The 10938-nt window shown below is 70.9% G+C and carries 9 protein-coding genes and 1 tRNA gene; 2 read left to right on the top strand and 8 right to left on the bottom strand.

Going from position 1 to position 10938, the window contains the following annotated elements:
* Window positions 1-219: 219 nt before the first annotated feature.
* The 7 genes from ACT1U9_RS18265 to galU all read right to left on the bottom strand — a co-directional run bounded on the left by ACT1U9_RS18265 (window position 220) and on the right by galU (window position 5627).
* Window positions 220-293 (bottom strand) — tRNA-Ala (locus ACT1U9_RS18265).
* A gap of 75 nt (window positions 294-368) precedes the next feature.
* On the bottom strand, window positions 369-1559 hold the full coding sequence (gene sepX, locus ACT1U9_RS18260; RefSeq protein ID WP_444533790.1) for a divisome protein SepX/GlpR: 1191 nt from the start codon (window positions 1557-1559) through the stop codon (window positions 369-371).
* A gap of 152 nt (window positions 1560-1711) precedes the next feature.
* On the bottom strand, window positions 1712-2338 hold the full coding sequence (locus ACT1U9_RS18255) for a GNAT family N-acetyltransferase (RefSeq protein ID WP_444539162.1): 627 nt from the start codon (window positions 2336-2338) through the stop codon (window positions 1712-1714).
* On the bottom strand, window positions 2335-2859 hold the full coding sequence (locus tag ACT1U9_RS18250) for a MogA/MoaB family molybdenum cofactor biosynthesis protein (RefSeq protein WP_444533789.1): 525 nt from the start codon (window positions 2857-2859) through the stop codon (window positions 2335-2337). The genes ACT1U9_RS18255 and ACT1U9_RS18250 overlap by 4 nt, the downstream gene beginning before the upstream one ends.
* Entirely contained in the window at window positions 2856-3356 is a 501-nt protein-coding gene (moaC, locus tag ACT1U9_RS18245; RefSeq protein WP_444533788.1) for a cyclic pyranopterin monophosphate synthase MoaC, read from the bottom strand. Before moaC ends, ACT1U9_RS18250 begins: the two co-directional genes overlap by 4 nt.
* Window positions 3357-3417: 61 nt before the next feature.
* Window positions 3418-4719 (bottom strand): molybdotransferase-like divisome protein Glp, encoded by a 1302-nt coding sequence (glp, locus tag ACT1U9_RS18240; protein WP_444533787.1) that lies wholly within the window; start codon window positions 4717-4719, stop codon window positions 3418-3420.
* Window positions 4716-5627, bottom strand: coding sequence for a UTP--glucose-1-phosphate uridylyltransferase GalU (gene galU / locus ACT1U9_RS18235; RefSeq protein ID WP_444533786.1), 912 nt, complete (start codon window positions 5625-5627; stop codon window positions 4716-4718). The genes glp and galU overlap by 4 nt, the downstream gene beginning before the upstream one ends.
* Window positions 5628-5750: 123 nt before the next feature.
* Here galU and ACT1U9_RS18230 point away from each other — a divergent pair, with 123 nt between their 5' ends.
* The gene (locus ACT1U9_RS18230; RefSeq protein WP_444533785.1) at window positions 5751-6320 is read left to right on the top strand and encodes a 5-formyltetrahydrofolate cyclo-ligase; all 570 of its coding nucleotides are present in this window, start codon (window positions 5751-5753) and stop codon (window positions 6318-6320) included.
* Here the strand turns inward: ACT1U9_RS18230 and ACT1U9_RS18225 are convergent.
* Window positions 6304-9042: a penicillin acylase family protein gene (locus ACT1U9_RS18225; protein ID WP_444533784.1), complete on the bottom strand. Its 2739-nt coding sequence runs from the start codon at window positions 9040-9042 to the stop codon at window positions 6304-6306. The genes ACT1U9_RS18230 and ACT1U9_RS18225 overlap by 17 nt on opposite strands.
* A 225-nt stretch (window positions 9043-9267) precedes the next feature.
* Between ACT1U9_RS18225 and ACT1U9_RS18220 the strand changes: the two genes are divergently transcribed.
* Window positions 9268-10806, top strand: coding sequence for a potassium/proton antiporter (locus tag ACT1U9_RS18220; protein ID WP_444539161.1), 1539 nt, complete (start codon window positions 9268-9270; stop codon window positions 10804-10806).
* Window positions 10807-10938 lie beyond the last annotated feature (132 nt).

The raw sequence follows: 10938 nt of genomic DNA, 5'->3' as shown, positions 1-10938 counted from the left end.
GAGACCGCAGGAGCCTGCCTCCACGCCTGCGGTCCCCGCGGCATGTCCGCATCTCCACCCCCGGCCCGTTCCGACACGCGCCGCCGCGCTTCCCGGCGGCCCGGCAGGCTGACTTTCACACAAGAAGAGGCTGAAACGACGAGATCCCGGTCAGACGATGACCGTCTGACCGGGATCTCGTGAACCCTTCGCAGGTGAACCCGCGAACGGCCTTTGTTGTGGACCTGAGGGGATTCGAACCCCTGACCCCCTCGATGCGAACGAGGTGCGCTACCGGACTGCGCCACAGGCCCTTGCAACGGGTGAAACATTAGCACCCCGATCGGGGTGCTTGGAAATCCGATCCCCGCTGGTGGGCGAGACGGGCGTCACTCGTTGGCCGCGCGGGGGCGGTCCTGCTCCGCGTACTGGTCGAAGAGCGGGGTCCGGCGGCGACTTGGGGACGTGCGCTGACGGGGTGCCGGGGTGGCCGGGGCCGCCGGGTCCGCCGTGGAGGAGCGGGCCGAGGACCAGGTGTCCGGGGCGCCCAGGTCGATGCTGCCGGTGGCGCGGGGGGCGACGGGGGCCGTCACGTACGTCGGGAGCGGCACCGGGACCGGCTCCCAGCTGTCGCCGCGCTCGGGGCCACGCTCGCGCTGCTGGTCCACCCACTCCGCGTGGTCGGTCTGCTCGACCAGCGCGCGCCGGTCGGCCTCCTGCGGGGAGACGACGGGCTCGGGCTCGGGGGCCGGGTGGGGCTCCGGCTCCTCCTCGGTCTCCGCCACGGCGGCGGGCTGGCGGCGCGGCTGGCGCTCGCGCAGCCGCTGCGCGGCGACCTCGGCCCGGCGCCGGTCCATGACGAACGCGAACCGCCGCCGCTCCCGCGCCCGCAGATGCACGATGTACGCGCTGAGCAGTACGGCCGGGACGGCGGGCGCCCAGAGGAACTCAAGGCCGCCCACGGCCGCCACGACCGTGCCCAGCGTGAACGTGAGGAAGAGGATCACCGTCGTACGCCGACGGCGCGCCAGGACCGCGCTGCGCCGGGCGCGGCGGGCGCGTTCGGCGGCATCGGCGGGACGGCCGGTGCGCCGGCGCCCGGCGTCCTGCCGCGCGCCCTCGGGCCGCTCCTCGCTCCGGCGCCCCGCACCCGTCCGCTCGTCCCGGTGCTCCCTGCCGGATGCCCGGTCCTCGCCCCGCTCGCCCCGGGAAGTGTCCTCGTGGCGGGCGGCGGCCTCGGAGGACGCCGTCTCCTCCCGCCGCGCACTCCCCGTGCCCGTCGGGTGCGTCCGGGGCACGTCGAAGTCCCGGACGTCGGCGCCGCTTGCGGGGTCCCCCAGGGACTCCGTGGGCGCGTCCGGGTCGGCGTCGGGTGCGATGGCGCCAGAACCTCGCTGCCGCAGCTCCTTGGCGTACCGGCGCTCCATGGCAGACCGTCCGGACAGCAGCCGGATGGCAGTGCTGAAGCGTTCCGTCGGACGGGCCTCATTGAGCTCGTCCTGCCTGCGGAGCCACATCGGCACCAAGTAGGCGGCCCAGGCCCCGACGATGACTGCGTAAATGAGGCCGCTGCTGCTCACACCCCACACGGTAGAGGGACGGGCGCGACGGGATACGCCAATTGAGCCGGTGTGTCGCACGATCTGGCTGATATCACTGGCTTTTTTTGTGATTCTTCAGATCGGTTCGGTGGAACGAAACAAACATAGGCAATCGAATTCGAACGTATATTTCATTTCTCGTGGTGGGCCCGGCGCGCCTGCTTCCACCTGTGCAGCAGCCCCTCCGGCACCTCTTCCGCCGTCAGCGCGTACACCAGATGGTCCCGCCATCCACCGTCGATGTGGAGATAGCGCGGGCGCAGGCCCTCCTCGCGGAATCCGAGTTTCTCCACCACCCGCCGGCTCGGCCCGTTCTCGGGCCGAATGCAGACCTCCATACGGTGCAGTCCGACCGTACGGAAGCAGTGGTCGGTGGCGAGTGCGACGGCCGTCGGCATCACGCCCCGGCCCGCCACCTCGCGGTCGATCCAGTACCCGACGTGCCCCGAGCACATGGAGCCCCAGGTGATCCCGGCGACGGTCAACTGACCGACCAGGCGGCCCTGGTACTCGATCACGAACGGCAGCATCCGGCCCGCGTTCGCCTCGGCGCGCAGATGCCGGACCATCTGCCGGTACGTGGGCCGCTGGGCGGCCGGGGCGCCCGGCACCGGCGGCGGAATGGTCGCTTCCCAGGGGCGCAGCCACTCGCGGTTGCGCCGGTTCACCTCGCGCCAGGCCCGTTGGTCGCGCAGCTTTATGGGGCGGAGGACCACCTCGCCGTCCGCCAGCTCGACCGGCCACGATGGGACGTTCAGCTTGGGCTCCCCGTGGGTCTGGGGTGGTCGCCGCCCCGGATCTGGTCGACGGCGTGCGTCAGCAGCCGCCCGAGGACCGCCAGGCCGTCGCGTACGCCGCCGGTGGAGCCCGGCAGGTTCACGATCAGGGTGCGGCCGCCCGCGACCCCGGCCAGGCCCCGTGAGAGCGCGGCGGTCGGGACCTTCGCCAGGCCCTCGGCGCGGATCGCCTCGCCGATGCCGGGCACTTCGTAGTCGATGACGCGGCGGGTGGCGTCGGGGGTGCGGTCGGTGGGCGAGATGCCGGTGCCGCCGGTGGTCACGATGACGTCGTACGCCTCCGCGACCCCGGCCCGCAGCGCCTGTTCGACCGGGTCGCCGTCGGGCACGACCCGGGGGCCGTCGACCTGGAAGCCCAGTTCCGCAAGCCCCTCGGCGACCAGCGGGCCGCCCTTGTCCGCGTAGACCCCGGCGGAGGCGCGATTGGAGGCGGTGACGACGAGCGCGCGGTAGCCGGAGGCCGGGTCGGTCGCGGTGCTCACGGCGTGCCCCCGTCCGCCTCCGGGCGGGTCCAGTCGCCCGACTTGCCGCCCGTCTTCTCCTCGACCCGGATGTCCGTGATGACGGCCGCCTTGTCCACGGCCTTCACCATGTCCACGACGGTCAGCGCGGCCACCGACACGGCGGTCAGCGCCTCCATCTCGACGCCCGTGCGGTCGGTCGTCTTCACCGTCGCCCGGATCTCCACCGCGTCGTCCGCGACCGCGAGGTCCAGCTTCACCCCGGACACCGCCAGCGGGTGGCAGAGCGGGATCAGGTCCGGGGTGCGCTTGGCACCCATGATCCCGGCGATCCGGGCGGTCGCCAGGGCGTCACCCTTGGGGACTCCCTCACCGCGCAGCAGCTCCACGACGCGGGGCGAGACGAGCACGCGTCCGCTCGCGCGCGCGGTGCGGGCCGTCACGTCCTTCTCGGAGACGTCGACCATACGGGCCGCGCCCGCCTCGTCGATGTGGGTCAGCCTGCCTTGCGTACTCATGGTGTGTGGCGCTCCCGGTCCGGCCTGTGTGGGCAGACACGCTACCGCCACCCCGGCCCCCTCAGCCGAGCAGGATCACCTCGACCTCCGTGCCGGGCTCCGCCGATGTGACGTCCTCGGGGAGCACGATCAGGCAGTCCGCCTGTGCCAGGGCCGCGATCAGATGCGATCCGGAGCCGCCGACCGGCGTCACGGTGGCGTCGCTCGCGTCGTACGTGCCGCGCAGGAACTGGCGTCTGGCCGCCGGGGACGACAGCGGCTTGTCGGCGCTGAGCGTGGCACGCGCGCGTGGCCGGTGCACGTCCGGCAGACCCATCAGGGTGCGGATCGCCGGGCGTACGAACAGCTCGAAGGAGACGTACGAGGAGACCGGGTTGCCGGGCAGGGCGAGCAGCGGGGTGTGGTCGGGGCCGATCGAGCCGAAGCCCTGGGGCTTGCCGGGCTGCATGGCGAGCTTGCGGAAGTCGATCCCGCTGCCCGGCTCGTCCTCGTCGCCCACCGAGGACAGCGCCTCCTTGACCACGTCGTACGCGCCGACGCTGACCCCACCGGTCGTCACCAGCAGATCGGCGCGGATCAGCTGGTCCTCGATGGTGGCGCGCAGGACCTCGGCGTCGTCGGTGACCGCGCCCACCCGGTAGGCGATGGCTCCCGCCTCGCGCGCGGCGGCGGCGAGCGCGAAGCTGTTGGAGTCGTAGATCTGGCCCTGACCCAACTCCTCGCCGGGCTGAACGAGTTCGCTGCCGGTCGACAGGACGACCACGCGCGGGCGCGGGCGCACGGTCACGCTGCCACGGCCGATGGCGGCGAGCAGGCCGATCTGGGGCGCCCCGAGCACCGTCCCGGCCGCGAGCGCCAGGTCGCCCGCCTGGACGTCGCTGCCACGCGCGCGTACGTGCGCGCGGGCCTCGGCGGGGCGGTGCACCCGGACCTCGCCGCCGGCACCCTCGGGCGCGGCGCCTGCGGGGCGCATGGTGGTGGCCGGGCCTCCGCCCGTACCGCCGTCGGTCCATTCGACCGGGACGACGGCCTCGGCGCCGGGCGGCAGCGGGGCGCCGGTCATGATCCGGGCGGCCTGACCGGGACCGACGGCGGGCAGCTCGCCGCTGCCCGCGGCCACGTCGCCGATCACCGTGAGCACCGCGGGGAACTCCTCGCTGGCGCCCGCCACATCGGCGACGCGCACCGCGTACCCGTCCATCGAGCTGTTGTCGAAGGGCGGCAGGGCGACGGGCACCGTGACGTCCTCGACCAGGACGCAGCCCTGGGCGTCGGGCAGTTGCAGCTCGATGGGTTCGAGCGGCTTGACGGCGGCGAGGACGTCCTCCAGGTGCTCGTCGACCGACCAGATCGTGTTGCTCACGGTGCCTGCATCTCCTCGGTGACATAACTGCGAAGCCAGGCCTTGAAGTCCGGGCCCAGGTCTTCACGTTCGCACGCGAGTCTGACAATGGCGCGCAGATAGTCCCCGCGGTCGCCGGTGTCATAGCGGCGGCCCTTGAAGACCACGCCGTGCACGGGGCCGCCGACCTTCTCGTCCTCCGCCAGCTGCTGGAGCGCGTCGGTGAGCTGGATCTCGCCGCCGCGGCCCGGCTCGGTCTGGCGCAGTATCGCGAAGACGGCGGGGTCGAGGACGTACCGGCCGATGATCGCCAGGTTGCTCGGCGCGTCCGCGGGCTCGGGCTTCTCGACCAGGCCCGTGACCCGTACGACGTCGCCGTGGCCGGTGGGCTCGACGGCCGCGCAGCCGTACATCTGGATCTGGTCGGGCTCGACCTCCATCAGGGCGATCACGCTGCCGCCCTCGCGCTCCTGGATCTCGACCATCCGGGAGAGCAGCGGGTCGCGCGCGTCGATGAGGTCGTCGCCGAGGAGCACCGCGAAGGGCTGGTCGCCGACGTGCGGCGCGGCGCACAGCACGGCGTGACCGAGGCCCTTGGGGTCGCCCTGGCGCACATAGTGCATGTTGGCGAGGTCGCTGGACTCGCGGACCTTGGCGAGCCGGGCCTCGTCGCCCTTGCGGGAGAGGGCCTCTTCGAGCTCGTAGTTGCGGTCGAAGTGGTCCTCCAGCGGCCGCTTGTTGCGCCCCGTGACCATCAGGACGTCCGAGAGACCGGCGGCGACCGCCTCCTCGACCACGTACTGGATCGCGGGCTTGTCGACTACCGGCAGCATCTCCTTGGGCGTGGCCTTGGTGGCCGGCAGGAACCGGGTGCCGAGGCCTGCCGCCGGAATGACAGCCTTGGTGATCCGTGGGGGCGACTGAGTCATGCGCAGCACACTAACCGCTGCGTATGGGCGGAAGATTATCCTCCGGTTAATTCGCTCTCATAACCAGTCATTTGAGGGGATTGTGAAAACACTGTGAGTGATGGTGCAGCCGAAAAGGCCCTCTTGCGCGGGGAACTCCTGGGCGTTCGGCGCCTTCTGACGGACGACGACGTCCGCGAAGCGGGCGAGGCCCTGGCCCGCCGGGCGCTGGCACTCCCCGAGCTCGCGGCGGCCACCACGGTGGCCGCGTACGTGTCGGTGGGGCGCGAACCCGGCACGCGCGCACTGCTCGACGCACTCCGCACGCGGGGCGTCCGCGTCCTGCTCCCCGTACTGCAATCGGACAATGACCTGGACTGGGCCGTGTACGAGGGCGCCGACGGCCTCGTACGGGCTTCTCGGGGACTCCTGGAGCCGACCGGCACCCGCCTCGGCCCGGCGGCCGTCCTGGAGGCCGACACGGTGCTGCTGCCCGGCCTCGCCGTCGACGCGCGCGGTATGCGGCTCGGCCGGGGCGGCGGCTCGTACGACCGGGTGCTCGCCCGGATCGCGGCCGCCGGGCACGACCCCGCGCGCGTGGTGCTCCTCTACGACGACGAGGTGGTCGCCCGGGTCCCGGAGGAACCGCACGACCACCCCGTTCACGCCGTGGTCACCCCGAAGGGGGTGACCCGCTTCACGGCTTCAGAGTGAGCTTGTCCACCGTCGCGGTGTCGACCGACTTGGCGGTGTACGACCAGTCAAGCTGCTCGCCCTTGGCCCACTTGGAGGTCTGGTCCGAGTAGTGCGCGCTGTAGGCGTGGCCCGAGGCGCCGGTGAGGTTGATCCACTTCGACTTGTCGAAGTCCTTCAGGTTCACCACCATCCGCATCGACGGCACCCAGGTCACTCCGTAGTCGCCGCCTCCCGCGTTCCAGCCGGTGGCGTTGACCGCCGCCTCGCCGCCGCCCAGGTTCCACGGGCCGCGGTTGAGGAGGTACTTGACGATGCCGGGCCCGTCGGTGCCGAGCGTCTGGTTCTTCAGCATCAGCTGGTGCAGGCGGCCCCAGCTCCAGGTGGTGACGTCCTTGCCGAGCTTGGCCGTCAGCTCCCAGCGGGCGTCCTTCATGGCGCGCGCCAGCAGCTGGTCGCGGGTCGTGGTCGCCTTGTCCAGACGGCTGCCCGGCGACTGCCACCAGACGTTCTTCTGGTCGGGGAAGATGCGGCGCACCACCTCGAACCAGCGGTCGCCTCCGTCCGGCTGCGCCGAGTCCGCGTCGCGCTCGCCGCACTCCCGCACGCGCGCGTTGGGGTCGTCCACCGGGCCGGAGCCGACCGGCGGAAGGACGTACAGGCACTCGCCCTTGACCCGGAGCTCCTTCGGGAGCTTGTTGCCGAAGGCCAGCTTGAGGACGTTGCGCCAGACCGCGTTGAAGTAGGCGGCGGCTCCGGAGTCGGACTCCTGGGTGTAGTCCCAGCCCTCAAGGAGCTTCTGAGCCTCCCGTACGGCCGGGTCGGACACGTCGATCTTCAGCAGAGCGGGCGTCAGCAGCGCGGCGATCTCGCTGCTGTTGTCCATCTGCATCTTCTGCATGTCCTCGGTGGAGATCTTCCCGCCGTCCTTGGTCTTCGACTCGATGAGGTCGTTGATCCGCTGGCTGCGGGTGCCGTAGCCCCAGTCCTTGGTCAGCAGGTACGGGTACTTCTTGTCGTCGATCACGGCCTGGTTGGCGGTGACGATGTAGCCGCGCTTGGGGTCGTACTCGTAGGGCAGCGCATCGAAGGGGATGGAGCCCTTCCAGTTGTACTTGGAGTCCCAGCCGGGGGCGGGCATGGTGCCGTCCACGCCCTTGGCGCGGATCGGGATCCGGCCCGGCGCCTGGTAGCCGATGTGGCCCTTGGTGTCGGCGTAGATCAGGTTCTGCGAGGGGACCTCGAAGTCCTTGGCGGCGGCCCGGAAGGACTTGAAGTCCTTGGCGCGGTCCAGCTCGAAGACGGCGTCCATGGACTTGCCCGGGTCCAGGGCGGTCCACCGCAGCGCCACCGCGTACCCCTCGCCCCGGTCGGGCGCGGAGGTGGTCACCGGGGCCTTCTGGCCCACCTTCTCCAGCTCGTCGTTGCGGTCGGAGACCAGCGGACCGTTGTTGGTCTCGCGCACGGTGATCGTCTTGCTCTTGCCGCCCGCGACCTTGATGACCTCCTCACGCGTCTTGAGGGCCACCTGCTGGTTGTCGAGCGTGTAGGTGTTGCCGGAGATCTTCTCCAGGTACAGGTCCGTCACATCGGCGCCGAGGTTGGTGAACCCCCAGGACACGTCCTGGTTGTGGCCGATGACCACGCCGGGCATCCCGGAGAACGTGTAGCCCGCCACGTCGTAGCCGCAGGTCGCGGAGACGGTCCGGCAGTGCAGACCCATCTGGTACCAGAGCGACGGCATCATCGGCGCCAGGTGCGGGTCGTTGGCCAGCAGCGGCATACCGGTCGTCGTGTACTTGCCGGAGACGACCCAGGAGTTGGAGCCGATGCCGCTGCCGTTGGGGCCGAGCAGCGCCGGGATCTTGTCGAGGTTGTCGGAGAGCCGCGCGAGCTGCGTCTGCGCGCCCTGGGTCGCCCCCTCGGGAGTGCCCTGGAGGGCGGTGCCGGTGCCCGGCTCGCGGTTCGGGTCGTACTTGCCGGTGGTCTTGTTGAGCGAGCCCTGGTCGACGATCGGCCGGTGCGTGGCCGTCGGGTACGGCGGATACAGATCCTTGATCTGCTGGGGGCTGAGCCTGCTCGTCATCAGCGAGCGGTCGATCTCATCCTGCATGTTGCCGCGCAGGTCCCAGGCCATCGCCTTGAGCCAGGCCACCGAGTCGACCGGCGTCCACTGCTCGATCTTGTAGTCGTGCACGAAGTCCAGCGCCGCGTACTCGACCGAGATCTCCTTGGGACTCTTGCCCTTGAGATACGCGTTGACTCCGGCGGCGTACGCCTGGAGGTACTTCTTGGTCTGCGGTGACAGCTTGGTGTCGTACTCCTGCTGCGCGACCCGGCGCCAGCCGAGGGTGCGCAGGAAGGAGTCCGTCTCGACCTGGTCCTTGCCGAACATCTCCGAGAGCCGGCCGGAGGTCATGTGGCGGCGGACGTCCATCTCCCAGAACCGGTCCTGGGCCTGGACGAAGCCCTGGGCCATGAAGAGGTCGGTGTCGCTGTCCGCGTAGACCTGCGGCACTCCGTAGTCGTCGCGCTTGACGTCGACCGGCCCCGACAGGCCCTTGAGCTGGATGGATCCCGTGGTCTGCGGGAAGGAGGCGCGCACGGTGCTCACGCCCCAGTAAGCGCCGTACCCGACACCCGCTACGAGCGCCAGCACCAGGACGATCAGGAGGAGGCGGGCGCGGCGTCCCTTCTTCCTGACTTTCGTCTTGGCGGAAGGGGCGGTTGTGTTGGCGGGCATCGCTGTCCTTCGAGGGGCAGGGTGGTCCTAGGTGCTGGAGCAACCATAGGCGCAGCCACTGACAGCCCCGGACGCGGTGTCTTTTACGAGCATCGGACCGCCGTCGTCTGGGCGTCGGAGCGCCGTCGCATCAAGGCCGCGCGTAAAGAACTCGTCAAAGATTAGGTAAGGTAACGAAGTAACAGGTGACTGAAGAAACGTTCCGGCGCCTGTACGTGAGGGCGCCTGACGGCGCGTGAGGGGAAGGATCGGCCACTGACTGTCCACCATCTCAACGAGCTTCTGCTCATCTGCTCGCTCGTCCTGCTCATCGCCGTCGCGGCGGTGCGGATCTCCTCGCGCAGCGGGCTCCCCAGCCTGCTCCTGTACCTCGGCATAGGCGTCGCGATAGGGCAGGACGGGATCTTCGACGTCAAGTTCGACAACGCCGAACTGACCCAGGTCATCGGCTATGCCGCCTTGGTGGTGATCCTGGCCGAAGGCGGTCTGGGCACCAAGTGGAAGGAGATCCGTCCGGCCCTGCCGGCGGCGATCGTGCTGTCGATCGTCGGTGTCGCGGTGAGCGTGGGGGTCACCGCGGCCGGTGCGCACTATCTGGTCGGGCTCGAATGGCGGCAGTCACTGATCATCGGCGCGGTGGTGTCCTCCACGGACGCCGCGGCCGTCTTCTCCGTGCTGCGCAAGGTGCCGCTGCCGTCGAGGATCACCGGCGTCCTGGAGGCCGAGTCGGGCTTCAACGACGCCCCGGTGGTCATCCTGGTCGTCGCCTTCTCCACGCCGGGCCCGGTGGACTCCTGGTACCTGCTGGCCGGGAAGATCGCCCTTGAGCTGGCGATCGGCGCCGGGATCGGGCTCGCGGTGGGCTGGCTCGGCTCCTGGGGACTGCGGCACGTGGCCCTGCCCGCCTCCGGCCTCTACCCGATCGCCGTGATGGCCATCGCGGTGACCGCGTACGCGGCGGGCGCCATGGCCCACGGCTCCGGCTTCCTCGCCGTCTACCTGGCCGCGATGATCATGGGCAACGCCAAGCTGCCGCACTGGCCCGCCACGCGCGGCTTCGCCGACGGGCTCGGCTGGATCGCCCAGATCGGCATGTTCGTCCTGCTCGGCCTGCTGGTGACCCCGCACAAGCTCTCCGGCGACTTCTGGCCCGCGGTGATCATCGGCCTCGTCCTGACGATGGTGGCGCGGCCCCTTGAGGTCCTGGTCAGCCTGCTGCCGTTCAAGATGCCGTGGCAGGAGAAGGCCCTGATGTCCTGGGCGGGGCTGCGCGGCGCCGTACCGATCATCCTGGCCACGATCCCGATGGTCTCCGGGATCGAGGGCAGCCAGCGGGTCTTCAACATCGTCTTCGTCCTGGTCGTCGTCTACACCCTCGTCCAGGGCCCGACGCTGCCCTGGCTTGCCCGCAAGCTGCGGGTCTCCGAGACCGAGGCGGCCTCCGACCTGGGGATCGAGTCGGCGCCGCTGGAGCGGTTGCGCGGCCATCTGCTGTCCGTGGCGATCCCGGACGAGTCGAAGATGCACGGCGTCGAGGTGCACGAGCTGCGACTGCCTCCGGGCGCCGCGGTGACGCTGGTCGTACGGGACGGGAAGAGCTTCGTACCGGGGCCCACGACCGTGCTGCGGCGCGGCGACGAACTGCTGGTGATCGCGACGGACCCGGTACGGGACGCGGCCGAGGCCCGGCTGCGGGCGGTCGGGCAGGGCGGCAAGCTGGCCGGGTGGCTGGGGGCGGGCGGCACGGCTGCGTCGGGCCGCTAGGGCGGCGGGGCCGCCGGGTGGCCGGTGGCGCCGCGTGGCCGGCGGCCGGGCCGCTGAGGCCCGCCGGGCCGCTGGGCACCTCGGATCGCCGGGAGGAGTCGTCTCGCGTCCATCGAATCAGGGAACAACCGG

Origin of the sequence: Streptomyces sp. BR1 (assembly GCF_052373795.1) — a bacterium.
Lineage (GTDB): Bacteria > Actinomycetota > Actinomycetes > Streptomycetales > Streptomycetaceae > Streptomyces.
The sequence above is the reverse complement of the archived record's forward strand: the minus strand, read 5'-3'. Positions and strand labels throughout refer to the sequence as shown.

What these genes read in the sequence shown, in the direction of transcription:
- moaC (WP_444533788.1), bottom strand. Translation starts at nt 3,356, where the DNA reads ATGAGTACGCAAGGCAGGCTGACCCACATCGACGAGGCGGGCGCGGCC.
- galU (WP_444533786.1), bottom strand. Translation starts at nt 5,627, where the DNA reads ATGACTCAGTCGCCCCCACGGATCACCAAGGCTGTCATTCCGGCGGCA.
- ACT1U9_RS18225 (WP_444533784.1), bottom strand. Translation starts at nt 9,042, where the DNA reads ATGCCCGCCAACACAACCGCCCCTTCCGCCAAGACGAAAGTCAGGAAG.